Annotated in this window: 29 protein-coding genes and 1 riboswitch; of the genes, 15 read left to right on the top strand and 14 right to left on the bottom strand. The window is 51.9% G+C overall.

Translation table 11 applies throughout. The features are described from left to right. Nucleotides 1-9: 9 nt before the first annotated feature. The 14 genes from pduP to pduA are packed head-to-tail and all read right to left on the bottom strand — an operon-like array spanning nt 10 to nt 10,768. The gene (gene pduP / locus OH663_RS21105; protein WP_200013253.1) at nt 10-1,395 is read right to left on the bottom strand and encodes a CoA-acylating propionaldehyde dehydrogenase PduP; all 1,386 of its coding nucleotides are present in this window, start codon (nt 1,393-1,395) and stop codon (nt 10-12) included. Continuing rightward, complete coding sequence (gene pduO / locus OH663_RS21100) at nt 1,392-2,399, bottom strand: two-domain cob(I)yrinic acid a,c-diamide adenosyltransferase PduO (RefSeq protein WP_045444522.1); 1,008 nt, start codon at nt 2,397-2,399, stop codon at nt 1,392-1,394. Before pduO ends, pduP begins: the two co-directional genes overlap by 4 nt. Nucleotides 2,400-2,407: 8 nt before the next feature. Then, nucleotides 2,408-2,683 (bottom strand): EutN/CcmL family microcompartment protein, encoded by a 276-nt coding sequence (locus OH663_RS21095; protein WP_045444518.1) that lies wholly within the window; start codon nt 2,681-2,683, stop codon nt 2,408-2,410. A 3-nt stretch (nt 2,684-2,686) separates the two neighbouring features. Continuing rightward, nucleotides 2,687-3,178, bottom strand: a complete 492-nt coding sequence (gene pduM, locus OH663_RS21090; protein WP_045444515.1) for a microcompartment protein PduM — start codon at nt 3,176-3,178, stop codon at nt 2,687-2,689. Beyond that, complete coding sequence (locus OH663_RS21085; protein ID WP_045444512.1) at nt 3,175-3,807, bottom strand: phosphate propanoyltransferase; 633 nt, start codon at nt 3,805-3,807, stop codon at nt 3,175-3,177. Before OH663_RS21085 ends, pduM begins: the two co-directional genes overlap by 4 nt. Beyond that, on the bottom strand, nt 3,807-4,271 hold the full coding sequence (locus OH663_RS21080) for a BMC domain-containing protein (protein WP_200013252.1): 465 nt from the start codon (nt 4,269-4,271) through the stop codon (nt 3,807-3,809). The genes OH663_RS21085 and OH663_RS21080 overlap by 1 nt, the downstream gene beginning before the upstream one ends. A gap of 22 nt (nt 4,272-4,293) precedes the next feature. Further along, nucleotides 4,294-4,569 carry a propanediol utilization microcompartment protein PduJ gene (gene pduJ / locus OH663_RS21075; RefSeq protein WP_001057752.1) on the bottom strand — a complete coding sequence of 92 codons (276 nt, stop codon included), beginning with the start codon at nt 4,567-4,569 and terminating at the stop codon, nt 4,294-4,296. Between the two features lie 19 nt (nt 4,570-4,588). Next, the gene (locus OH663_RS21070) at nt 4,589-4,939 is read right to left on the bottom strand and encodes a glycerol dehydratase reactivase beta/small subunit family protein (protein ID WP_200013251.1); all 351 of its coding nucleotides are present in this window, start codon (nt 4,937-4,939) and stop codon (nt 4,589-4,591) included. Continuing rightward, nucleotides 4,929-6,761 (bottom strand): diol dehydratase reactivase subunit alpha, encoded by a 1,833-nt coding sequence (locus OH663_RS21065; protein WP_200013250.1) that lies wholly within the window; start codon nt 6,759-6,761, stop codon nt 4,929-4,931. The genes OH663_RS21070 and OH663_RS21065 overlap by 11 nt, the downstream gene beginning before the upstream one ends. 15 nt (nt 6,762-6,776) lie before the next feature. After that, entirely contained in the window at nt 6,777-7,295 is a 519-nt protein-coding gene (gene pduE / locus OH663_RS21060) for a propanediol dehydratase small subunit PduE (protein ID WP_045444498.1), read from the bottom strand. 14 nt (nt 7,296-7,309) lie between these two features. Beyond that, on the bottom strand, nt 7,310-7,981 hold the full coding sequence (pduD, locus tag OH663_RS21055) for a propanediol dehydratase medium subunit PduD (RefSeq protein WP_048221147.1): 672 nt from the start codon (nt 7,979-7,981) through the stop codon (nt 7,310-7,312). Between the two features lie 10 nt (nt 7,982-7,991). Continuing rightward, nucleotides 7,992-9,656, bottom strand: coding sequence for a propanediol dehydratase large subunit PduC (gene pduC / locus OH663_RS21050; RefSeq protein ID WP_048221149.1), 1,665 nt, complete (start codon nt 9,654-9,656; stop codon nt 7,992-7,994). An 18-nt stretch (nt 9,657-9,674) separates the two neighbouring features. Next, nucleotides 9,675-10,487, bottom strand: coding sequence for a propanediol utilization microcompartment protein PduB (gene pduB / locus OH663_RS21045; RefSeq protein ID WP_045444488.1), 813 nt, complete (start codon nt 10,485-10,487; stop codon nt 9,675-9,677). Further along, entirely contained in the window at nt 10,487-10,768 is a 282-nt protein-coding gene (pduA, locus tag OH663_RS21040) for a propanediol utilization microcompartment protein PduA (protein ID WP_003030255.1), read from the bottom strand. The genes pduB and pduA overlap by 1 nt, the downstream gene beginning before the upstream one ends. A 524-nt stretch (nt 10,769-11,292) precedes the next feature. Here pduA and pduF point away from each other — a divergent pair. The 15 genes from pduF to cbiM all read left to right on the top strand — a co-directional run bounded on the left by pduF (nt 11,293) and on the right by cbiM (nt 24,647). After that, a complete protein-coding gene (gene pduF / locus OH663_RS21035) occupies nt 11,293-12,102 on the top strand; it encodes a propanediol diffusion facilitator PduF (RefSeq protein ID WP_045444483.1) in 810 nt (269 codons plus the stop codon). A 204-nt stretch (nt 12,103-12,306) separates the two neighbouring features. Next, nucleotides 12,307-13,218 carry a transcriptional regulator PocR gene (gene pocR / locus OH663_RS21030; protein WP_045444480.1) on the top strand — a complete coding sequence of 304 codons (912 nt, stop codon included), beginning with the start codon at nt 12,307-12,309 and terminating at the stop codon, nt 13,216-13,218. Between the two features lie 335 nt (nt 13,219-13,553). Beyond that, nucleotides 13,554-13,728: riboswitch (cobalamin riboswitch) on the top strand. 88 nt (nt 13,729-13,816) lie between these two features. Continuing rightward, entirely contained in the window at nt 13,817-15,196 is a 1,380-nt protein-coding gene (locus tag OH663_RS21025) for a cobyrinic acid a,c-diamide synthase CobB (RefSeq protein ID WP_200013249.1), read from the top strand. Next, complete coding sequence (gene cbiB, locus OH663_RS21020; protein WP_045444473.1) at nt 15,193-16,152, top strand: adenosylcobinamide-phosphate synthase CbiB; 960 nt, start codon at nt 15,193-15,195, stop codon at nt 16,150-16,152. Before OH663_RS21025 ends, cbiB begins: the two co-directional genes overlap by 4 nt. Before the next feature lie 10 nt (nt 16,153-16,162). Further along, entirely contained in the window at nt 16,163-16,795 is a 633-nt protein-coding gene (locus tag OH663_RS21015; protein WP_200013248.1) for a cobalt-precorrin-8 methylmutase, read from the top strand. Beyond that, nucleotides 16,792-17,931 carry a cobalt-precorrin-5B (C(1))-methyltransferase CbiD gene (gene cbiD / locus OH663_RS21010; RefSeq protein ID WP_200013247.1) on the top strand — a complete coding sequence of 380 codons (1,140 nt, stop codon included), beginning with the start codon at nt 16,792-16,794 and terminating at the stop codon, nt 17,929-17,931. Before OH663_RS21015 ends, cbiD begins: the two co-directional genes overlap by 4 nt. Further along, nucleotides 17,925-18,530 carry a cobalt-precorrin-7 (C(5))-methyltransferase gene (locus OH663_RS21005; protein ID WP_045444455.1) on the top strand — a complete coding sequence of 202 codons (606 nt, stop codon included), beginning with the start codon at nt 17,925-17,927 and terminating at the stop codon, nt 18,528-18,530. Before cbiD ends, OH663_RS21005 begins: the two co-directional genes overlap by 7 nt. Further along, nucleotides 18,520-19,089: a decarboxylating cobalt-precorrin-6B (C(15))-methyltransferase gene (locus OH663_RS21000; RefSeq protein ID WP_045444452.1), complete on the top strand. Its 570-nt coding sequence runs from the start codon at nt 18,520-18,522 to the stop codon at nt 19,087-19,089. The genes OH663_RS21005 and OH663_RS21000 overlap by 11 nt, the downstream gene beginning before the upstream one ends. Continuing rightward, nucleotides 19,082-19,855 carry a cobalt-precorrin-4 methyltransferase gene (locus tag OH663_RS20995; RefSeq protein ID WP_045444449.1) on the top strand — a complete coding sequence of 258 codons (774 nt, stop codon included), beginning with the start codon at nt 19,082-19,084 and terminating at the stop codon, nt 19,853-19,855. Before OH663_RS21000 ends, OH663_RS20995 begins: the two co-directional genes overlap by 8 nt. Beyond that, complete coding sequence (cbiG, locus tag OH663_RS20990) at nt 19,836-20,891, top strand: cobalt-precorrin 5A hydrolase (protein ID WP_045444441.1); 1,056 nt, start codon at nt 19,836-19,838, stop codon at nt 20,889-20,891. Before OH663_RS20995 ends, cbiG begins: the two co-directional genes overlap by 20 nt. Then, on the top strand, nt 20,891-21,616 hold the full coding sequence (locus OH663_RS20985) for a precorrin-3B C(17)-methyltransferase (protein ID WP_045444439.1): 726 nt from the start codon (nt 20,891-20,893) through the stop codon (nt 21,614-21,616). The genes cbiG and OH663_RS20985 overlap by 1 nt, the downstream gene beginning before the upstream one ends. Further along, nucleotides 21,613-22,398, top strand: coding sequence for a cobalt-precorrin-6A reductase (locus OH663_RS20980; RefSeq protein ID WP_045444437.1), 786 nt, complete (start codon nt 21,613-21,615; stop codon nt 22,396-22,398). Before OH663_RS20985 ends, OH663_RS20980 begins: the two co-directional genes overlap by 4 nt. A gap of 10 nt (nt 22,399-22,408) precedes the next feature. Beyond that, the gene (gene cbiK / locus OH663_RS20975) at nt 22,409-23,203 is read left to right on the top strand and encodes a sirohydrochlorin cobaltochelatase (protein WP_045444434.1); all 795 of its coding nucleotides are present in this window, start codon (nt 22,409-22,411) and stop codon (nt 23,201-23,203) included. After that, nucleotides 23,200-23,913, top strand: a complete 714-nt coding sequence (locus OH663_RS20970) for a cobalt-factor II C(20)-methyltransferase (RefSeq protein ID WP_048221158.1) — start codon at nt 23,200-23,202, stop codon at nt 23,911-23,913. The genes cbiK and OH663_RS20970 overlap by 4 nt, the downstream gene beginning before the upstream one ends. Beyond that, a complete protein-coding gene (cbiM, locus tag OH663_RS20965; RefSeq protein ID WP_045444427.1) occupies nt 23,910-24,647 on the top strand; it encodes a cobalt ECF transporter S component CbiM in 738 nt (245 codons plus the stop codon). The genes OH663_RS20970 and cbiM overlap by 4 nt, the downstream gene beginning before the upstream one ends. Nucleotides 24,648-24,649 lie beyond the last annotated feature (2 nt).

Raw genomic sequence — 24,649 nt, 5'->3', positions numbered from 1 at the left:
ACGGCCTCGTTAGCGGATTGAAAAACCGTTTGTCAGCACACAACGACGAGAGCGTGCGAAAGTTCGCGCAGACGTCGTTCCTTCACCGGTCGGTGTGGCGATAGTGAAGGTCGTGAAGCCTTCACCACCCACGCCAATTCCGGCGTAAGAGGGGCCATTTTTCACAAAAATAGATGTCTGAAGCGTGCGGGCGGCAAGATTCAAACGTGAAACATTCTGTGAGTGCATAATGGCAGTGTGATGCAGTCCCTCTTCAACTTTCAGGGCTAACGTTAACGCACTGTCAAAATCATTTACCGTCACGATTGGCAGCATTGGCATCAATTGCTCGCTGGTGACCCACGGATCGTCAGCGCTGACGATACCAATCAACAGGCGGGGTGCTTTTGCCGGAACCGGTATACCCGCAGCTTCCAGTAATGTTGCGGGACTTTTCCCTACGAGTTTCTTATTGGCTATCCCTTCAGGCAGACAGGCGGCGCGTAATTTGTCGATCTCTTCGCAGTTCAGAAGCAACGCACCAAAAGACTGCATTTGCTGAACCAGTCGTTCGGCAACAGCATCAACAACAATCAGGCTTTTCTCTGCAATGCAGGGCAGGTTGTAATCAAAGGATGCGCCGTTGATGATATCTTCCGCTGCTTTCACCAGATCGGCGGTTTCATCAACGATACATGGAGGGTTACCCGCACCTGCACCAATAACTTTTTTCCCACTTTTCATGCCCATAGCAACAATGCCAGGGCCACCGGTGATCGCCAGCACTGCGATTTTAGGATGGGCCATCATCTGCTGGGTAGCTTCAAAAGTAGGTTCTGTGACCGTGACGACAAGATTCCGAATCCCGCAACAGCGAAACGCAATATCCTCAATCATGGCAATCAGCTTAAGTGAGACCATTTTTGCGCCCGGGTGCGGGCTGAAATAAACGCTGTTTCCTGCGGCCAGCATACTGATGCTGTTGTTAATAATGGTTTCCGTTGGGTTGGTGCTGGGGGCGACTGAGCCAATTACACCAAACGGGGAATATTCAAATAACACCATGCCACCGTCACCGGTCAGGGCCGTTGTCGTTAGATCTTCGATGCCAGGGGTGTTGTCCAGCGCCGCCTTGTTTTTGAGGAATTTATCCTCTTTGTTGCCCATCCCCGTTTCTGCTGCGCTCTCTGCCGCCAGCGAACCAAGATGAGGTGTCAGTTCTTCCCGTAGTGCATTAATGATGGCGCTACGGGTTTTCAGCGGGCATTGCTGATAACGCAAAAAGGCCTGATGGGCAGCATCTATCGCTTCACCGACGGACGGGAAAATACCGTTTCCTTTTATTTCTGTTTTTGCCGGTGCGAGTTGCTCACTCAGAATGTTGCGGATAAGGATTTCAAGTTCTGACGTATTCATTGATGTGTTCTCACGTTAATCGCCGCAATGGCAGTTTCTGCAATGTCCATATCCTGCTCAACGCTTCCTCCGCTGATGCCAAGACCCCCAAGTAGTAAACCTTCACGCCATAGTGCGTAGCCGCCACCAAAAGTGACGACTTTTCCCTGCATATGGCTTTCCAGACCGTAAAGTGCGGCTCCCGGTTGTACCGCAGAACTCAGTTCATGAGTGGCGGTTTTCATCGCAACGGCGGTCCAGGCTTTTTTCGGTGCAAGTTCGCTACTCACGAGCAATGCATCGGGCATGCGCCAGGTCACCGTTTGTGTCCCGTTAGGATCAACTATGCTGATAACGACAGGGACTTTGAGTTCATCTGCCCGTGTTACCGCGGCTCGAGTCAGTTGATGAAGTTCCTGGAAAGATAAAGACATTGCAGACTCATTTGTGGTTATTGTTTGGGTTGTAGCCAGATAGCGCTCAGTCACTTTCCGAATGATGTCGGCCTGATGGGCGTCATGATCTTCGGCACGAGCGAGTGCATATAAGCAGTCGGACAGGCGATTGATATACCGCATCAGCACATGTCTGATAGAGACATCTGCTGAGAGTTCGACAAGCCGTCTTTCTGCGCGGCGGGCAAGCGTACGAGCAAGGTGCAGACGGCTCGCAGCTTCGCAGCGGCCCGGTAAAATAAAACTATGCAGGGGGGGGATTCGCCCCATAGCGGTATCGATAGCGGCTTCCAGGGCCGCAATTTCTTCCGAGCTGATGTAACGCTGTTCTGGCGTCGGCTGTTCGCTTTCGCTGGCAAGCTCCGCACTAAACCAAAAGAGCTGCACTTGAATTTGTTCAAGTAAGAGTCGGTGTTGTTGGCTTTTCACTGCGCAGACGCACAGACTCAGCGCAGCATTGAGTTCATCCAACGTACCGTATGCTTCAACGCGTGGATGCGTTTTACTGACGCGCTGCCCGGTAAAGAGTGCTGTGGTACCGGCATCGCCAGTTCGGGTATAAATCGCCATAGTTCCTCCTATCGAGAAAGCGTGTCGACAATGCCGACAATGGCCAGATCGATAGCCTCATTTGGGCCGGAAAAAACGTGTCTGGCACTGGAACCACTGCTGAGTAATACCAGTTCGCCGGTTCCTGCACCTACAGAATCAACCGCGACTTCATCCCCGCTCACAGGGGAGGCGGGAAGTTCCCCATCGGCGCATACCCGACGTACCAGCAAAAGTTTTTTTCCGACCAGTGATGGCGACTTTTGCGTGGAAACCACGACGCCTGTAACTCGTGCCAGATGCATGGTTCACTCCTGCTTAATTAATTGGACATTCCGCGTATTGACTGCTTCCTGAGCCAATGCGGTAACGACACATCGACGGCGTATTACCAGAAATCCATCCTTCAACCGGGCTACGTCGGCATAACTTAAAAGTGTTTCGGGATGCAGAATGATGTTTTGTCCGTGCTCATCGCTGAATTCCACTGGCAGTCGGGCGAGTTTCCTCACGGGGATCGCCGGTAACAGTCGATGTTGCAGTGATATCTTCACGCGGACTCCGCAGGCCAGTGCTTCGAGGATCGTTACTACTGACTCGCAGGACGCGTCGTGTTCAGCAATTTGTGCCAGCAAAGACAGATCTACCTGCAGGATGTGCAGCGTTGAGTACTGACAACATACCGTCCGGGTATCAACTTCCCGTAACTGCGCGACGCTCACGCAGAGTGTGCTTTCCGCGCGTTTTTTTAATCGGGAAACAACCTCCTCAATGATGCGTTGCAGCAGTTCGTTGTTCATCGTGAGGCCACCAGTGTGGCAAATGCCTGTGGATTATCAGCACCCGCGGCATTGGCTTCATCAGTATCGATATGCATCTCAAGACGCATGTCGGGTGAAACACGAACGGCGACGTTATCGAAAATAAGTCTGCGTTCGTCGCCATTGATGGCCACGGAGACTTTATCGCCATGTGAGACACGCAGGATCAGCGCATCAAGTGGTGACATATGAATATGGCGCTGGGCGACAATTACCCCGAATGCTAAGTCCAGTTCGGCAAAAGGGCTGACAAGACGAATGCCTGGCGTACCCTGGATATTGCCTGACATGCGTAGCGGCGCAGCTATACCCAGCGTGCGCGCGTCAGTGCGTGAAATTTCGACCTGGCTGGTGCTACGCAGTGGCCCAAGTAAACGCACATTTTTTAACTGACCTTTGGGTCCCACAAGCGTTACGGTCTGGTCTGCCGCGTATTGCCCTGGCTGTAACAACCCTTTTTTCTCGCTAATAGGCTGATTTGGGAACAGGCGATCATAATCTGCAGCACAAAGATGGATATGGCGATTAGAGATCCCCAGCGGAATAGGGCGTTCGCGCATTTCATCCAGTACTTTGCTGACGGTTGTTTCCAGTAGCTGTTTATCCATTATTCTTCACCTCGTTTGCCGGAGTGCAGGCAAAGTGAGCGAGGCTCTCCCTTTTGACGCGAACAGGCAGGGTCAAGACACAGATTGCAGCTAATTAACTCTGCATTTTGGGGGGCTTCGGAGATTACGTTTTCCACAATTACTTCTTCTTCCGCCACGGCTGGTGTTGGCTCGGGGGCTGGCTCAGGCTCTGTCATGACACTGTGGGAAAGGATGCCTTCCCCAGGTCTGGAAATGACTCTGTGAGCGACCAGGCCATCCCGAAGATCTGCAAAGCTGGCACCGGTGGAAATGGCCGCCTGAACGGAGGCCACATCACCGATGATTTTGAGCATCATCCAGCCTGAGCCGTTGGTTTTTTCGAGACCCACCAGCGTGATGGATGCGGCTTTCGCCATGACGTCCGCGCAACTGATGGCTAACGCCAGACCACTAACTTCAAGTAATCCCAGTGATTGCTTCACGCTGTGCTCCTTTTGCTACGGCTTACGCGGACTTAGGTAAAATAGCTTCAACGTCGCTGTGTGGACGCGGGATAACGTGGCAGGATTTCACCTCGCCAACAGCACTGGCTGCAGCACTCCCTGCATCAACTGCAGCTTTAACCGCACCAACATCGCCACGAACCATGACCGTAATCAGGCCAGAGCCGATTTTTTCATAGCCAACCAACTGCACGTTTGCGGATTTCACCATGGCATCAGCGGCTTCAATAGCGCCGACAAGCCCTTTTGTTTCAACCAGTCCCAGTGCGTTATTCATACTGCTTTTCTCCTGTGGGTTATGAGTGGCATTCCCTGAAAGGGATGCCTTTAACCAGCCGCGCAGCGTTGTTACCAATGCTCCGACGATCGTGGCTATTTTGTTGATACATCAGCGTAAAAAGTGGTGCTGATGTAGGTAGGTTTTTGTAGTGCACAACCAGTTTTTCCTGATCGCATCCAATGCCGACGAGCAACGGCGATTGGCATGCAGCTAGCCATGCGTTGTGGATAATGTCGGTAGAATGGGTTTCCCGTATAACAAAGGGGATCCCTTCCTCTTCAATACCCAGCAATACGTCATTCCAGCGTGAGGTGCAGTCCCCTACGGTGCAGATCACGATAGCTGGTGTGGTGAGATTACTTTCCATGAGCGAACGCCTTGTACCAGGAGAGGATCAACCCTGTCGCGACCGCGTTGCGGGGACCTTCAGTACCCCGGATGTTGCCTCGACCCGCTACCAGTCGATAGTGCGCCAACGCATCCGTAACCAGTTGTGGTACTTCAAAATCCAGAGAGGATCCTCCGACCAGAACCACAAAGGGGATGTCGCGAATGTTGCCGGTTGGGCTGACCTGACGTAACGCTCTCAGCGCATTAGTGACAAAGACTCGCTCCTTCGCGCTGCGGCGAATGGCTCTGACTTTTTCCAGTGCCAGATCCCCTGGTAATGGCACTAATTCATCAGGTTTCACCACACAAACGCGTGCAAATACTGTTGGTGGCAAGGGGGTAGGGAAAAACTGAACACTGCCATCTTCGTGACGAAGGTGGAACAAGCTCTCAACTTTTGCCAGCGGATATTTTTTGATCTCTTCTGCGAGATATCGATCATCCAACCCCAGTTCGCGGGCAATAATCATCGTGACCATATCGCCTGCCCCCGCCAGATGTGTGGCAATAATTTCGCCTTTGGGATTAATAATGGAGGCGTCTGTAGAACCCGCGCCGAGATCCAGAATGGCCAACGGACGGGTGGTGCCTGGCGTAGTGAGAGCACCTAAAATAGCTGCTTCGGCTTCAGCACCGCCAACCTGGACGTCAATATTGAGCTTTTGTGTGATCTCTTGGGCAATCATCGCCATTTGCAGGCGATCTGATTTCACCATTGAGGCAATTCCAACTGCCTGCTCCAGCGAAAACTCTCCGGCCAGTCCGCCCGTCACGCTGACGGGAACTGAGGTATCAACAGCCAACAAATCCTGAATGAAGATTTCATGGCTAGGTTTGTTGGTTAATTCAGCCATGGTCTGGCGTACGTGCTCCAGCATGCCGCCAATATTGGTTCCAGCTTCACCGGTAACGTTATCAAGCTTTGGACATTCACCAACTGCTTTCATAATCGCTTCGGCACCAGCGGCGACGTCGACGCGAACGGTACGTCCCTGTGACTGGAGTTCAATATTCCCGGCCGGAATTGCACGTGCTTTCACATCACCTGACGGAGTTTTCACCACAACAGCAGAGCGGTTGCCAATCAGCGCGCGTGCCATGGGGACAATATTTTTGGTCTCGTTCGCGTCGAGGTTAAAAACTGTCGCAATGCCGTATGGGTTGGAAAGTGTCTCAATAACCTTGCCTGGAACGGCGACCTCAATGGCGGCCAGCATCCCTAATGGGATACGGTCGATATAGAGCACTTCATCAACGATAGGTAACGGTTTGTTCAGGCGATTACTGACCAGAACGCCATCGTCCTGCTGCAAAATAACGCCCGATAATTGATATCCTGCGCCAACAGAGGCATTAATCATGGTGGCGACATCGGCGAAATCGAATGCTGATGACACCACCAGGATGTAAGGAATATCAGCCGGACGGGTTAACAACTCTTCCGGTGTAATCGTGACGCCAACACCTAACCCCACGCCGCCAGGCGTTTTGGGGTTGTGGCCGATCATGGTCGATTCGGTGATGATGGTTTCGGTGATCGTTTCCATCGCCACATCACCTATGACTGGAGTGGCTTCGTTAATACGGATGAGCGAAATATCGCTGACATTGATGCCTGCATTTTTTGCCGCAAGCGTAAGCGCCTCCTGAATACCAAACACATTACGCAATGTGCCCTTAATTCCGGTAGTTTCTGCCAGTGCACTGTCGGTAATGCTCAGCGTGCCAGCCTCATCCAGAGTGGCGAGAGCGACTTCTGTTGATGAGTTGCCTATATCAATGCCAGCTATATATCGCATCGTATTTTCCTGATATTAATCGTCGCCTTTGAGTTTTTTACGCTCAACATACAGTGCTGCCGCTTCACGAACGAAAGCTGCACAGATCTTTGCCTGATAACGGTTTTCGAGATCGTCTGCGATGGCCATTAGCTCGTCTTTCGTTGAGCGGTATGGACGTAGCGCGTTGTAAATTTCAAGGATGCGGTCGTCAGGTACAGCGGTTAGTTCTGCAGCTCGCTCAAAGTTCATCGCCAACCGGTCACGTCCGGCATCTTTGGCAATATCAGCCTGAATGCGCAGCGTTTCAGGTGTGATACGCATATCCTGTGCCGTGACTTTGTTGCTCAACACATTTTCGAGCGTGAAGTCATCCAGGGTTTTGTTTGTGGCGGTTTTTACCCACTCCGGATGTTTATTCGCGAGAGGGTAATCCGTGACTTTTGCGGTATGAGTTGATGAACTGGCCGTAGCAGGAGTGGTTGTCTCTCCCTGCAGGCTGTTCATTCGGCTCAACACATCCCGAACCATCGATTCAATTGCGTCGGTATTCATGGAGTTATCCTTTATCAAAGCGCAACGCGCAGTTCCTGCGGGTTTTTGCCCGTCACGACGTATTTGGTCTCTTTAATGTGCAGAATGGCCGATTTCGCCTGGTATTTCGGACGCGCCATCTGATCATTCAGCGTAGGGACCGGCTGCGGAGATTCACGCTTGGCATATCGCGCAGCGTTCTTACCGATCTGACGATAGGTTTCCAGTGTCAGAAGCGGAGCCTGGGGGAATAACTCCAGGTTAGAAAGCGGCGGTAATCCCTGCTGGTGGATAACCGTAGTGCCTTTTGACTGGATACCGATTGAAATACCGGAACCACTCAGACGGTTACCCTCTACTGCGACAAACGCCACGTCGGAGGATTTAAAACAGCGAATGACACGTGCTTTAATGCCTTCCTCTTCAATACCGGCGATCACTTCACGCAAGATATTCTTGTGTGGTATGCCGACGATATTGACGGTTTGGGACAGACCGAATGCCGGACCAACAGCAATAATCACTTCATCTTGTTGCTGGCCCTGTTTGGCTTCGCCAATCTCGGTCAGAAAGCTGTCACCTTGAGCCGTTGTTTGTGGTACAACTGCTGTTGTGGACGCGCGAAAAGAGACGGGTTTGTCGCTGGTCTGCATTTCAGACAGCACATCTTCAATTATCTGGCGCAGCAGCTTTTCATTGATTTCCATTGTTCACCCCTTAGCCAAGCTCGTTGGGATCAAGTGCGCCGGGGATGTTCTTAATTTCTTCCCAGCGTTCGCCTTGCAGGCGATAACCTGTTGCCGGACCGGCATAATCGTTGACGTCATTGACTGCGGATAGCACTTGTCCGTCGCCGACGATAATGGCGGAGGTATGCAGATAATCTCCGGTTAACTTGGCTTTCTGGATGTTGAGCATGTCCTGAGCAACATCAGTAAACCCTCCCTGGGCAAGGGCTTTCACCACTTCCAGGCCGTTACGGTTTTTATTGATGATCTCTTGTGCAAATTTGATGTCTTCAACAATGTTACGCTCCGGCATATCTTTCGAACCGTGGGCGTAAGTAGCTGCTTCAACTTCTTCATCGGTGATCGGTGGTAATCCCATTCCGGCAAACACGGCCTGTAGTGCGCGGGCGGCTTTGTTACGAATGGCGATGACGTCTTCTTCACGAACAGGGCGCAGTCCACCGTCCACTTTCAGGTCACGCTGGAGAACGTTATAGTCGTCAAAGTCCTCAGCATCTTCGTTAGAACCGGCAAACATGTTGTCGTAGTTCGGAACGGCAGAATAACCGGAAGAGATGAAGTCAGTACCTGGCAGGAATTGCATCAGCAGACGAGCAGTACGACGCATATCCGAGTGAGTAAAGGTTTGGTCGTTACTGGAAGCGCACTCCAGATCCAGAGAAGAACAGATCAGGTTTTCGGCCAGTACCGCGCGGATACCTGACGGTACAGCGGAAGGGACGCCGATGCAGCTGACGGAGCCATTCTGTAACCCTTGCACGCCAGCGGCTTTGGTGATGTAAATGCAGCGGGCTTCCAGGTAAAGCATCGATTTGCCTTCGGCGTAACCCATCTGAACTTCTGAGCCGGAACCGGAGGTAAAGCGCATTTTCAGACCGCGAGAAGCGTAAGAAGAGGCCAGGAAGCCTTTTGACCATGGGGTGTCGTCGCCGTCGGTAAATACCGGTTCAGTACCGTACACAGAAATGGTTTCTGCGTAGCAGGTGTGGCCTAGCATGCCCAGTTTCAGTTCGGTAGCTTCTTCCAGTGAACACTGGGTTAATACGCCAGGACGCCCAACCTGCGAACCTACCAGCAGAGCAATAGCGTTAAATGGAGCGTAACGTGCTACGGCAACGGTTGTTTCCTGTTCGTCAAATCCACGCCATGCGCCTTCTGCAGCATCCGCTGCAATCTGCACTGGGTTGTCTTTTACGTTAGTAACATGCGCTTGCTGAGAAGGGGTACGACGGGCACGCATTTTCTGCATTGCCATCATCATCTCAACGACATTCATGTGTGAAACCACTTCGACAATTTTTGCCGGAGTCATCGCAGTTGTCAGCGGAACTATGTCCCTGCGCTTCACATTGGGATCGCAAAGCATATTGGCGAGTTTGACTGAGTCCATCGCCATCACTTCTTCTGCGCGCGCCAGATTAATACCGTAGCGAGCAATAAAATGGTCAATTAAGTCAAATTCGCCGGCGGCTTTACCATCCAGTTCAGTGACCATGCCGTTAACGATTTTAATAGACGGTTTAGGGTCGTTCGGGCTTTCCATCGCAATGAAGCCTTCTTCGATCCACTCCTTAACAAAGCCGTCCTGATTCACAGGGCGCTTCGCCAGTGCTTCAAATCTTTTCGATCTCATGAATCAGCCTCACTGATATCAGATGTAGGACGGACGATCGTTTTTCGGTTCAGAACCGAGGGTCGCCAGCACGGTTTTACCGATTTCACGGGCGGAGATGACGGCCTGACGCACGGCGCCGGAGTCACCGGAAATGACCAGAATGGCTTCGTTACTGAAACTGGTGCCATGTGCAGGGGAGCTATAAGCCACCACTTCAACGTTGGCGGATTTCAGTGCGGTGTCAGCCATCAGCACACCAACGGATGCCGGTGCGCCGACGATAACGCCACAGGCACGGCCAATTGGCGCCCCAAAGGCTTTTTCCAGCGCGTAACTGGCTCGCGCGGTGTATTGCAACTCGAGGTGCCCGGCTTCATTGCCGTAGACATCACCAAATGTGCGATCAAGCTCTTTCAGAGCGACTTCGATTCCGCGTTTCACATCGGAAACATCGTTGCCGCCTAAGATAATCAGCGAGCCGTGACCCGCACCGCCTTTGGTATCACGGGGAAGCTCAATACTGACGACTTCAGTATTTGTTGCTTTTACCGCTTCATCTGCGGCCATGATGTGTGGACCAGCACCTGTTCGTGCGCCAAGGATGCCAATGGAGCGATAGCGTTTTTCAAGCTTCATCGCGTCCAGTAAGGCGCTGTCTACGTTTGCGATCACCAGACCGACGGTATCGCCAATCGCCGTGCCGACAAATTCCGTTAAACTGCAGCTCTTTTCTGCCATAGCCGTTTCTCGTGTTGGATGATTATTTTCAGGGGTAGCCTTTTGCTCCGGTGTTGCCACACGAGCAATCACCTGCGCCATGATCTGTTCAACCAGTTCATTGCTGCTCATTAGCTAATTCCCTTCGGTAAGATTTTTTCTACATCGGTATGAGGGCGTGGGATCACGTGTACGGCTTTCACTTCACCCACGTTACGTGCGGCTGCTGCACCAGCATCTGTTGCAGCTTTTACAGCGCCTACATCGCCGCGAACAATAACGGTTACCAGCCCTGAACCAATTTTTTCGTAGCCGACCAGCATCACATTGGCTGACTTCACCATTGCGTCTGCAGCCTCTATGGCCGCAGTCAAGCCTTTGGTTTCTACCATTCCTAACGCTTCTTGTTGCATAAAGACCTCGCCTGGGTTGTCCCGATTTTCATGACTATAAAAAGAAGCGAGGAAAAAGAATGGCTGACTTGAAAGTGAGAGTGAAAAAATAGTGATGTTCGGGTGATATAAAATTGCTATTTTTTATTATATGATCTTGTTTTTATTGAATATTAATGATTTTGTTAATGTGATAATTTGGTTATGTCAATTCCAGATTTACATTTTTAGTGGTGACAGATTAAATATCCTTTGCTATGCGCTAAAAATGGAATTGTGATGTTTGTTTGAAAACGGAAATCTGCCCTGAACAATATTTTGTCATTCTTAAAATTTCACTTTATTAGGATTTCAACCCGCTTTCGTGCTTGTTTTAATAAACGTGATTGCAATAATTTGTTATCGCAACACGATTTTTAAGAGCATATCGTTCTGATGTTGCCAACAATTTGTAGGCAACGCTTTTTATAGTAAGCCTCGATGTATTCTACTGCCAGCAAGGAGTTTGCTGGTACAGACACGCACTCTGCTTAGAAGGTGTCATAATGAACGATTCTCTAAAAGCGCAATGCATTGCCGAGTTTTTGGGTACCGGACTGTTTTTGTTTTTTGGTATTGGATGTCTTAGCGCCCTGAAAGTCGCCGGTGCAAGTTTGGGGTTATGGGAGATATGCATCATATGGGGTCTGGGGATCTCGCTTGCTGTCTACCTGACCGCCGGGATTTCTGGTGCGCATCTCAATCCTGCCATTACTATTGCTTTATGGCTGTTTGCCTGTTTCCCAGGACGTAAAGTTTTGCCCTACAGCATAGCGCAGGTGGCAGGTGCCTTTGGTGGTGCATTACTGGCCTATTTGTTGTATGGAAGTTTATTTGTAGAGTTTGAAACGGCTAATCATATGGTTCGTGGCAGCCTGGAAAGCCTGCAGCTTGCCAGTATTTTTAGTACGTATCCCGCTGCTGCACTGAGTGTCTGGCAGGCCGCACTGGTAGAGGTGGTGATTACGTCTATTCTGATGGGCATGATCATGGCGCTTACCGATGATGGCAACGGTGTTCCCAAAGGGCCACTGGCACCTCTGCTAATTGGTATTCTGGTTGCCGTTATCGGCGCATCTACCGGTCCGCTCACTGGATTCGCAATGAACCCTGCTCGTGATTTCGGCCCTAAACTTTTCGCATGGTTTGCCGGATGGGGCGATATTGCGATGACGGGGGGACGTGACATTCCCTACTTCATCGTACCGATTGTAGCTCCCATTATCGGTGCCTGCGCCGGGGCAGCAATTTATCGTTATTTCATTGGCAAAAATTTACCCTGTAATACGTGCAAGCTGGAGGATAATGAGGGTTAGCTTCACGGAAAATGCCTATTTATGAAATGTAAAAACTGATTTCGTGATCCGGTTTCCTGAACCGGTTAAAAAGTCTCCCAAGAATGGGAGACTTTTGTTATGGTCCATTACACCTTTTTTCATCTTGCTCCGGGTAGCAAGATGAAAAGTGGATGTAAATAATATGTTTTATTTATAACAATAAATTAACTGAGAGGTTTTATCATGATTTCTGCGAGCGCCCTGAACTCAGAACTCATTAATAAAATCGCACAGGATTTTGCACAAGCCACCAGTCTGGCTGTTGTGGTTGTCAATATTCACGGTGATGAAATTTCTGAGTTATTTAATTTCACCCCATTTTGCCAGTTGATGCGCCAGCATCCTCAGCACAGCACACGTTGCCGAATGAGCGATCGCTGTGGAGGACTCGAAGCATCAAAATCCGATCAACCCTGTATTTACCGCTGCCATGCCGGACTCACCGATTTCTCGATTCCTTTAGTGATCGCGGGCCACCTGGTTGGGTTTGTTTTGTGCGGGCAGGTTCGTCTAAGCAATGATGTTGGATTAGTTGATATTTTGAACGTCGACGATCGCTGGCAAGCCGATCCGGAACTGGTCAGTGAATTTCGCAATGTTCCTGAAATGGATTACTCAAGAGTCATCGCTTCTGCGGATCTTCTGAAGCTTATCGTCGAAAATTGTCTTAAGAAACAACTGAATTTTGTTGTTATCAAGGACAACCCACAGCAATCAGAGCCGGCAAAAACGAGTCGTAGCCCGACGCCTCATGACAGCAAAATGAAAAAGGCGCTGCGCTACATTGATGCTCATTTATCGGATGAGCTGCGCCTTGAGGATGTGGCTTCTCATGTTTACCTGAGCCCGTACTATTTCAGTAAGCTGTTCAAAAAATATCAGGGTATTGGATTTAATGCCTGGGTAAACCAACAGCGAATGGCCAGTGCTAAAGAGTTGCTATGCCATAGTGACTGGAGCATCGCCAGCATTGCGCGTAATTTAGGTTTTTCACAAACCAGTTATTTTTGCAAAGTATTCCGCCAGACCTATCAGGTTACGCCACAGGCTTTTCGTCAACAAATTAATGTTGCTTCATCTGGCGAGTCGGCATAAATAGCAATAATTTGCTATTGCCGATTTTTGATATCGTATTGTATGTCCGTCATTATAAAATGAAAATTAGAGATAGCAGTCAATAAATTGTCATAGCGCAACAAAGTAATAGCGTTGGAAGGATAAACTGCACCAGTTTTTATTTTTGTGATGAGATACAGTGTCTGGGTGAATGACTTTCTTTATTATTTATTGATGCTTTCATTTGGAATGTAAGCATAAGAATAAGCTTAATGAAGAGATAACATTGGCTAAGTAAACGCAAGAAAATATTTAAAATGAAATTTTGTCATGAGGTGTGATAATTCATCTCATGGTCCGGAGCTTAATTAGAACAGGCTCCTGAGCTGACAGGTTTGCCACGTTTGTGGTAGGGAAGGGGGTGAGAATCCCCCGCAGCCCCCGCTGCTGTGATGCTGACGACCCCGTATAGACCACTGATCGCAAGATTGGGAAGGACGGGTGAGATTGACGCTAAGCCAGAAGACCTGCCTGTCAGTGACTACCAACAACTTCGGTGGGAAGTGGGTTGCGCAGATGCATACAGTCGAGAGACTGGGTATCTATACACCCCTACCACCCTGAACAGGATCAGGGTATGGCGGCCAATTTTCACGCGTTTGTTCTTGCAGGTACCGGAAGCGGCTGTGGTAAAACTACGGTGACGCTGGGTTTGCTAAGCCTGATGAAAAAACGTGGTTTGCGTGTTCAGCCTTGCAAAGTTGGTCCTGACTACCTTGATACCGCCTGGCATACCGCTGTATGCGGTACGGCTTCCCGTAATCTTGATAGCTTTATGCTCCCCATTCCTACACTCAACGCCTTATTTTGCGATCAGATGCAGCATGCGGATATCGCGGTTATCGAAGGCGTTATGGGATTGTATGACGGCTATGGAACAGATCCTGACTACTGTAGTACCGCCGCAATGGCAAAACAGTTGGGTTGTCCGGTCATCTTGTTGGTTGATGGTAAAGCCGTTTCAACCTCTATCGCCGCGACGGTGATGGGTTTTCAGCATTTTGACCCCTCCTTAAATATTGCCGGTGTAATCGTTAATCGGGTTAACAGCGAAACCCATTACCAGTTACTTAAAGTGGCGATTGAGCGCTACTGTTCAGTGCCTGTTTTAGGGTATGTTCCCCGAGTGGAAGGCGTGGCTCTCCCGGAACGTCATCTTGGATTAGTCACCGCGCGTGAGTCGGTTGTTAATCAGCAGCCATGGCAGGAATTTGCCGCAACGCTTGAGCAAACGCTGGATATCGACGCCCTCCTGACGCTAAGCCAAATAGATACCCAACCTGTTGGCGAGTGGCCCGCGCTTCCTGCCGCTGATGCAGGCGCCGGGTTAACGCTTGCCATCGCAGATGATGAAGCATTCAACTTCTACTACCCGGACAACATTACGCTACTGGAACGTGCGGGTATCAACATCGTGCGTTTTAGTCCGTTACACGACAGCCATCTACCTGATTGCCAGATGATCTGGTTGGGCGGCGGATATCCTGAATTGCACGCTGCGACACTTTCCGGCAATACCAACATGCTGGTGCAACTGCGTTCAGCGCATCAGCGCGGCGTTGCGATTTACGCAGAGTGCGGCGGTCTTATGTATCTTGGAAGCTCGCTGGAGGATAGCAACGGCGATATCTGGCCGATGGCGGATATTATTCCAGGTCACAGCAAAATGGGTAAGCGTCTGACCCGCTTTGGCTACTGTGAAGCGCGGGCTGTTGAGCAAACATTGCTGGCGGCACCAGGCGAAGTGCTGCGCGGACATGAATTCCATTATTCCGACTTTACCCCTGAAACTCCAGCTGTGATGGCCTGCCGTAAGGTTCGTGATGGTAAAACATTGCAATCATGGTCTGGTGGCTGGCAAATGGGCAATACTTTCGCCAGCTATCTGCACGTTCATTTTGCTCAGCGTCCTGAAATGCTTAATCACTGGCTGGCGGCGGCAAGGAGTGTGCTATGACACTGCTCGCATGGTGTATTGCCTGGCTTCTTGATTTTTTCATTGGTGACCCGCCGAACTGGCCGCACCCGGTACGCTGGATTGGTAATCTTATTTCAGCCGTTCAGCGAATGATTCGACGTTACTGTCATAGCGACATGATGCTGCGTATTGGTGGCGCAGTAATGTGGATAGTCGTTGTTGGGCTGACCTGGGGCGTGTGCTGGGGCGTACTGACACTGGCTCAGTCAATTCACCCCTGGCTTGGCTGGGGTATTGAAATTTGGATGATCTTTACCGTGCTGGCGGGGCGTTGCCTCGCTGACGCCGCACGGGATGTTGAGCGTCCACTGCGTGCCAATAATCTTGCTGAAAGCCGTGAGAAACTCTCATGGATTGTGGGCCGTGACACCTCGCAATTACAACCGCAACAGATCAATCGCGCAGTGGTGGAAACCGTTGCTGAAAACACTGTTGACGGCATCATCGCACCGCTGTTCTTCCTTTTTCTTGGTGGCGCCCCGCTGGCGATGGCCTACAAGGCGGTGAATACCCTGGACTCTATGGTCGGTTACAAGCATGAAAAATACCGTGCAATCGGTATGGTCAGCGCGCGTCTGGACGATGTCGCAAACTTTATTCCTGCAAGACTAAGCTGGCTGCTGCTGGGTGTGGCGGCATTCTTATGCCGTAAAGACGGCTCACGCGCATTGCATATTGGCTGGCGCGATCGCTACAACCACAGCAGCCCAAACTGTGCATGGTCGGAAGCAACTGTTGCCGGAGCATTAGGTATTCGTCTGGGTGGTCCTAATGACTACTTTGGCGAGCGTGTTGAGAAACCGTGGATTGGTGATGCACAACGAGATATTTCGGTAGACGACATTTCCCAAACGATTCGATTGATGTGGGTAGCATCGACGCTGGCACTGGCGCTATTTATCGCGCTGCGGTGGCTGCTGGTCGGTGTAGCCTGAGGACAATACTATGCAATATATCCAGCAACCCCAGGCGATTGAGGCCAAAAGTTTCGACATTATTGGTGAGATCATCAGTGAAACCCGTCCGGACTATCAGTTTGCTAGTCCGTTACATGAGGCCATCATTAAGCGGGTTATCCACACCACGGCAGACTTTGACTGGCTGGACATTCTCTGGTTTTCCAGTGATGTGCTGGAGTATTTTTGCGCCGCGCTACGTCGTCCGAGCGTGATTTACACTGATACCACGATGGCGCTTTCCGGGATCAATAAAACACTGCTGGCAAAATTTGGCGGTGAGTGCCGCTGCTATATCAGCGACCCGCGCGTGGTGCGTGCGGCAAAAGAACAGGGGATCACCCGTTCAATGGCGGCCGTCGATATTGCAGTGAAGGAAGAAGGCGAAAAGCTGTTTGTCTTCGGTAACGCACCGACGGCGCTGTTCCGCCTGCTTGAGCACGATGTTGCCGTCAGTGGCGTGGTCGGCGTACCGGTAGGTTTTGTCGGCGCGGAAGAGTCGAAAGATGCACTGACGCAAAGTAACTTGCCAGCTATTGCCGCCTTAGGCCGCAAAGGGGGGAGCAATGTCGCCGCCGCTATCGTCAACGCTATGCTCTACCACATGCAGGGGGAGCGATGAGCGACCAACCCTTCGATGCTCCGGTATGGCATAACGGAAAAGCACTGCGCAAAGGATACACCACAGGATCTTGTGCGACGGCGGCAGCGAAAGTGGCTGCGCTGATGGTATTGCGTCAGCATTTGATCCATCAGGTTTCAATTGTGACGCCTTCCGGTGTGACGCTATGTCTGAATGTTGAGTCGCCGCACATTGAAGGACAGCAGGCTATTGCCTCCATCCGCAAAGATGGTGGCGATGACGTGGACGCCACGCATGGCATGCTGATTTTCGCCCGTGTAACGTTAGACGATAGCGGAGAAATCCGCTTACAGGGTGGTGAAGGCGTCGGTACGGTGACTCGCAAAGGTATTGGCCTGCCGGTGGGGAGTTCGGCGATTAACCGAACGCCTCGCCAGACGATTGAATCTGCCGTACGTGAGGCTATCGGACCAAATCGCGGAGCGCAAATTGAAATCTTCGCTCCAGAAGGTGAAGAACGGGCGCAAAAAACCTACAACTCGCGTCTTGGTATTCTGGGCGGTATTTCCATCATTGGTACCACCGGTATCGTTACACCGATGTCGGAAGAAAGCTGGAAGCGTTCACTGTCGCTGGAACTCGAAATCAAACGTGCCGCCGGGCTGGATCGCGTCGTGCTGGTGCCGGGCAACCACGGTGAACGTTTCGTCCGCGAACAGATGGGGATCGATACGCAGGTTGTCGTCACCATGAGTAACTTCGTGGGTTACATGATTGAAGAGGCGGTACGCCTTGGGTTCCGACAAATCGTCCTGGTTGGCCATCCTGGTAAGCTCATTAAAATAGCAGCAGGAATTTTCCATACCCATAGCCATATTGCCGATGCCCGTATGGAGACACTTGTTGCCCATCTGGCATTGCTTGGTGCCCCGCTGGAGTTACTGACGCTGGTCAGTGACTGCGATACTACTGAAGCCGCGATGGAGCACATCGACGCATACGGCTTTCAGCATATCTATAACCATCTGGCTAAGCGTATCTGCATGCGCGTTCTGCAAACTTTGCGCTTTACGAAAAATCCCCCGACCTGCGACGCCATTATGTTCTCTTTTGATAACCAGATCCTTGGTAGCAACCGTCCTGTCGCCGAGATTGCGGAGGAGATGCAATGTTAACTGTTGTAGGGATGGGGCCCGCGGGGTTGCATCTGATGACGCCGGCGGCGCGCGATGCGGTCGCAACAGCGGATGTTCTTGTCGGTGGCAAGCGGCATCTGCAGCAGTTCCCGAATTTTACCGGTGAACAGTTTGTCCTCGGGGCCAACATCCCGGAGTTATTGGGCTGGATTAGCGCTCATCAGGACCGACACGTGGTGGTGCTGGCGTCTGGTGACCCTCTGTTTTACGGCATCGGTACCCGGATGGTGGCGCACTTTGGCATCGAAAATGTGCGCATTATTCCCGGTATTAGTGCGGTGCAGTACCTTTGTGCGCAGTCCGGCATTGATATGAACGACATGTGGCTCACCAGTAGCCACGGTCGCAACGTTTGTTTCGATGAGCTGGCTCGACATAACAAAGTGGCCATGGTCACGGATGCCCTGTGCGGCCCGCGTGAAATCGCCCATCAACTGATTGCACGGGGTAAGGGACATCGCTGGATGGTGATTGGCGAAAACCTGGCGATGGAAAATGAGCGTATCCACTGCCTGCCTCTCAGTGAAATTAATGCCGACTATGACATGAATGCAGTGGTGATCCTCGATGAAAGATGAGCTTTTTCTGCGTGGAGGGAAAGTGCCGATGACCAAAGAAGCGGTACGCGCACTTGCCCTCTCAAAACTTGAATTACACCGTGCCAGTCACCTGATTGATATTGGTGCAGGAACCGGCAGTGTATCAATCGAAGCGGCGTTGCAATATCCGTCGCTGCGCGTCACGGCTATCGAGCGTAACCCTGATGCGTTAAGGCTTCTGGACGAAAATCGCCAGCATTTTGCCTGCGGGAATATCGACATTTTTCCCGGTATCGCGCCGATGACCATCACCGAAAAAGCCGATGCCATCTTTATGGGCGGCAGCGGTGGTCATCTGACCGATCTGATTGACTGGTCGATGCGTCAACTGCATCCGGCAGGACGGTTGGTGATGACATTCATCCTTCAGGAAAACCTGAATACCGCCCTGGCTCATCTGGACCATCTCGGCGTACAGAGGGTGGATTGCCTGCAAATGCAGGTTTCATCTCTGACTGTGCTCGGTAGTGGTCACTATTTCAAACCGAATAATCCCGTTTTTGTTATCGCCTGTCAGAAGGAAGGAAACCATGTCTGAGATTTTTGATCCCCGTAGTGTGTGGTTTGTTGGCGCTGGTCCTGGCGATCGTGAGCTGATCACCCTTAAAGGTTACCGCTTGCTGCAACAGGCGCAGGTGGTTATCTACGCCGGGTCGCTGATTAACACTGAACTGCTGGATTATTGCCCGGCAGGTGCTGAGTGCCATGACAGCGCGGAACTGCATCTGGAGCAGATCCTCGACCTGATGGAAGCCGGAGTGAAGGCAGGAAAAACCGTAGTACGCCTGCAAACTGGTGATGTCTCGTTGTATGGCTCTGTGCGTGAGCAGGGCGAAGAGCTGACCAAACGTGGGATTGACTGGCAGGTTGTACCGGGTGTCAGCGCATTCCTCGGTGCAGCGGCCGAACTTGGTGTCGAGTACACCGTACCTGAAGTTTCACAGAGTCTGATTATTACCCGCCTGGAGGGCCGCACGCCGGTACCAGAACGTGAACAGCTGGAGTCGTTTGCCAGCCACCAGACGTCCATGGCGATTTATCTTTCTGTCCAGCGTATTCACCGGGTTGCTGAACGTCTGGTTGAAGGCGGTTACCCGGCGACCACACCAGTGGCAGTCATCTACAAAGCGACCTGGCCAGAAAGCCAGACCGTGCGCGGCACCCTGGCTGATATCGGCGACAAAGTACGCGATGCAGGGATCCGCAAAACGGCGCTCATTCTGGTCGGTAATTTCCTGGGCTCGGAGTACCACTACTCCAAACTCTATGCGGCGGACTTTAGCCATGAATACCGTAAAGCCTGAATCTATTGCACTGTTTTGCCTGACACCGGGCGGCGTGACGCTTGCGAAGCGTCTGGCGGCGATGCTGCCGGTAACCTGTTTCACCAGTGAAAAGTTGCTGGAGGAGGGATTTCTTCCGTTCGAAAACGGTTTTGCCAATGCTGCGCGCGACGCTTTTGCGAACTACTCAGCGCTGATTTTTATTGGCGCGACCGGTATTGCGGTACGCGTACTGGCCCCGCTGGTAAACGACAAGTTCTGCGATCCGGCGGTCGTGGTGATTGATGAGCGTGCCCAGCATGTTATCAGCCTGCTCTCAGGTCATGCGGGGGGCGCTAATGCCCTTGCGCGTTATCTGGCGGGAATGCTGGGGGCTGATCCGGTGATTACGACCGCGACGGATGTGAATGATATGGCGGCTCTGGACACGCTTGCGTTCCAGTTGAATGCGCGAATGACCGATTTCCGCTCAGTGGTAAAAATTGTCAACCAGATGCTGGTTAGCAACAAACGGGTGGGGCTGTGGTGGGATGATGAACTGGCACAGGACGTCAGCCATTGTGATCGCCGTGGTTTTATCACCGTAACCGATCTCACGCAATTACCGGAACTGGATGCGTTAATTTGCATCACTCTGCGCACCGATTTACCAGAAATGCCCATCCCGCACTGGAAGCTGGTGCCACAGCGGGTGGTGGCTGGAATTGGTTGTCGCCGTGATACGCCATTTCCGTTGTTAGCCGAGTTGCTTGCTCGTCAACTTGAAGCCCAGCGGCTCGATCCGCTGGCGTTAAAAGCGATTGGCAGCATCACGCTGAAAAAAGATGAACAGGGACTTATCCAACTGGCCTCCTGCTGTCGCGTACCTTTCGAAACCTTTACTGCTGACGCGCTGCGTGAGCATGAACACCGTTTTCCTGCTTCGTCGTTTGTACGCAAAACGGTCGGCACGGGAAGTGTTTCCGGTCCTGCAGCCTGGCTACTGAGTCATGGACAACTGTTAGGCGAGACCCTGCGTGAACAGGGCGTCACTATTACTTTGGGAGTTTCACACTGATGTTAACCGTAATTGGAATTGGCCCTGGCTCGCAGGCAATGATGACCATGGAAGCCGTTGAAGCACTGCAGGCGGCAGAAATTATTGTTGGCTATAAAACATACACCCATCTGGTAAAAGCCTTCACTGGTGATAAGCAGGTGATCAAAACCGGTATGTGCAAAGAGATTGAACGCTGCCAGGCGGCAATTGAACTGGCGCAGGCTGGGCACAACGTGGCGTTGATCAGCAGTGGCGACGCCGGGATTTATGGCATGGCCGGGTTGGTACTCGAACTGGTCAGCAAGCAGAAGCTGGATGTTGAGGTCAAGCTGGTTCCAGGGATGACGGCCAGTATTGCTGCGGCGTCTTTGCTGGGCGCACCGTTGATGCACGACTTTTGTCATATCAGTCTCAGCGATCTGTTAACACCATGGCCGGTGATTGAAAAACGCATTGTTGCCGCAGGTGAAGCTGACTTCGTTATCTGTTTCTACAACCCGCGCAGCCGCGGTCGTGAAGGGCACCTGGCGCGTGCTTTTGAACTGCTTTCGACCAGTAAAAGCGCGCAAACACCGGTGGGGATCGTGAAGTCGGCGGGGCGTAAAAAACAGGAGAAATGGCTGACCACGCTGGGTGAAATGGACTTTGAACCGGTTGATATGACCAGTCTGGTGATTGTTGGTAATAAAACGACCTATGTTCAGGATGGCCTGATGATCACGCCACGGGGTTATGTGCTGTGAATTACGGAGATGTACTGGTCATGGGTGGCACCAGCGATGCGCGCATGCTGTGCCAGCAACTGGATGCAGCAAACGTGGCCTATACCCTGTCGGTTGCAACACCGACAGGGAAACAGCTGGCGGGCGACATCAAAGGTCAGGTGCGCTGTGGACGCCTGGAGCGGGAGCAGATGATTGCCTGGCTGCAAGAAAATGGTACGCGCTGGGTGATCGATGCTTCACATCCTTATGCCGAAGTGGTGAGCCGTAACATCATGAGCGCATGTGAAGCGGCAGGCGTACTGCTAAGCCGCTATCAGCGCCCTGAGCAACTGAGTGATTTAACGCACCCGCATTTGTACACCGTGCAGAGTATTCAACAAGCCTGCGATGTAGCGCGACGCTTCGGTGAGCGCGTACTGCTGACGACCGGTAGTAAAGATCTGGCTATCTGGCGTACGGGATTGCCGGATAAAACGCTGCTGGCTCGCGTACTGCCGGTACCTGAGGTTATCCAGCAATGTGCGGATTTGGGCTTTGGCGTGGGTGAAATTTTCGCACTGTGCGGTCCTTTTAGCGCCGAGTTTAATGCTGCGTTCTACCGCCAGTGTCTGGCTGATGTGGTTATCACTAAAGCATCGGGTGCGGAAGGCGGTTATCAGGAAAAAGTACAACCTTGTCTGGATGCCGGTATCCCCTGCATCGTGATTACACGTCCGGCACCTTTGGTGACGGGAGAAGAGTTACTGGAAAGTCAGGCCGCATTTGGGGCGCGTTTAGCGCGCTGGCTGGCCGCTGCTTAAGGAGTAAGAGATGAAGAAAGCGCTTCTGGTGGTCAGCTTTGGCACCAGCTACCACGACACCTGTGAGAAAAATATTGTGGCCTGTGAGCGTGATCTTGCAGCCAGTTGCCCTGACCGCGATCTGTTTCGGGCGTTTACCTCCGGGATGATCATCCGCAAGCTCAAACAGCGTGATGGCATCGATATCGACACGCCGCTGCAGGCACTGCAAAAGCTGGCGGAGCAGGGCTATCAGGATGTGGCTATTCAGTCGCTGCACATCATCAACGGTGACGAATACGAAAAAATTGTCCGTGAAGTTCAGAGCATGCGCCCGCTGTTTTCGCGCCTGACGCTGGGTGTACCGCTACTGAGTAGCCACGATGATTACGCGCAGTTGATGCTGGCGCTGCAACAACAGATGCCGCCGCTTAAAGAGAGTGAAAAAGTGGTGTTTATGGGACACGGAGCTAGTCACCATGCGTTTGCCGCCTACGCCTGTCTCGATCACATGATGACGGCGCAGCGTTTTCCGGCCCGTGTAGGGGCAGTGGAGAGCTATCCGGAAGTGGAAGTGATTATTGAAAGTTTGCGTCAGGAAGGCGTAACGGCGGTGCATCTGATGCCGCTGATGCTAGTTGCTGGCGACCACGCCATCAATGATATGGCTTCCGATGAAGATGACTCGTGGAAGACGTTATTCAACGCTGCGGGAATTCCGGCCACGCCGTGGTTAAGTGGTTTGGGTGAGAACCCGGCGGTACGTGCCATGTTCGTGGCACATTTACAGCAGGCGCTGAACGTGGCGCTGGAGGAAGCAGCATGAGCGGTAAATTGTATGCACTAAGCACCGGACCAGGTGCTTCCGATCTGATCACCGTGCGTGCAGCGCGCACTCTTGGCGCACTGGATATTCTCTATGCGCCAGCCGGGCGTAAAGGTGGGGATAGCCTGGCGCTGTCGATCGTGCGTGAATACATTGGTGAACAGACTGAAGTGCGCTGCTGCCATTTTCCTATGAGTGCTGACAGCGCGGAAAAAGAAGCCGTCTGGGACGAGGTCGCTGCCGCGTTGGTACAGGAAGTGAATGCCGGTAAGCAGGTAGGTTTTATCACCCTCGGCGACGCCATGCTGTTTAGTACCTGGGTCTTTTTACTCCAGCGGATTGGCTGCCCTGACTGGTTAGAGATCGTCCCTGGTGTGACTTCTTTTGCCGCTATTGCCGCTCGCTCAAAAACACCGCTTGCTATGGAGCAGCAGTCGCTGGCAGTTGTCTCCTGTACCGCACCGGAAACAGAAATCCAGCAGGCGTTAAAGCAACATGACAGTCTGGTACTGATGAAAGTGTATGGTCGTTTTGCGCGCATCAAGGCATTGCTACAACAAGAGGGTCTGCTGGACTGCGCGTTAATGATGTCAGAAGCCACGCTGCCGGGTGAGCAGTGCTGGCGTCATCTCAATGAAGTGAGTGACGATCAGCCGCTGCCTTATTTCTCGACCATTCTGGTCAACAAACAGTGGGAGTATGCACAATGAAGCTTGAACAACAGCTAAAACAGCTGTCTTTCAGCGGGTTGGCCGCGGCGCTATTACTGATGATTGTCCCTGAAAAAGCGTTCGCGATGCACATTATGGAGGGTTTTTTACCGCCGATGTGGGCGCTGGCCTGGTGGCTGCTGTTTTTACCTTGTCTGTGGTATGGACTGGTACGCCTGCGTCAAATCGTGCAGGAAGATAACCACCAGAAAGTTCTGTTGGCACTGTGTGGGGCGTTTATTTTCGTTCTGTCGGCGCTAAAAATTCCTTCTGTGACAGGCAGTTGCTCGCATCCGACTGGGGTCGGTCTGGCCGTTATTCTGTTTGGGCCGGGAGTCGTGGCGATTCTTGGCGCGATCGTCTTGTTATTCCAGGCGTTGCTGCTGGCTCATGGCGGTTTGACAACGCTGGGCGCGAACGGCATGTCGATGGCGGTTATTGGCCCGGTAGTGGGTTACATGGTGTGGAAGATGGCCTGTCGCGCGGGGTTCCGTCGTGATGTCTGCGTCTTCCTGTGCGCTATGCTGGCGGATCTTGTGACCTATTTTGTTACCTCGGTCCAGTTGGGTGTCGCCTTCCCGGATCCGGGGGCAGGCGCGATGGGGTCAATTATCAAATTTATGGGGATTTTCTGTCTGACGCAGATCCCAATTGCTATCGCGGAAGGCTTGCTGACCGTGATGATCTACGACCAGTTAACCAAACGTCAGTTGATTACGGCACAAGGACATTAACG

It is taken from the genome of Citrobacter sp. Marseille-Q5395 (assembly GCF_947057495.1).
In the GTDB taxonomy this organism is placed as follows: domain Bacteria; phylum Pseudomonadota; class Gammaproteobacteria; order Enterobacterales; family Enterobacteriaceae; genus Citrobacter; species Citrobacter murliniae.
This window is presented reverse-complemented; position numbering and strand designations above follow the sequence as displayed.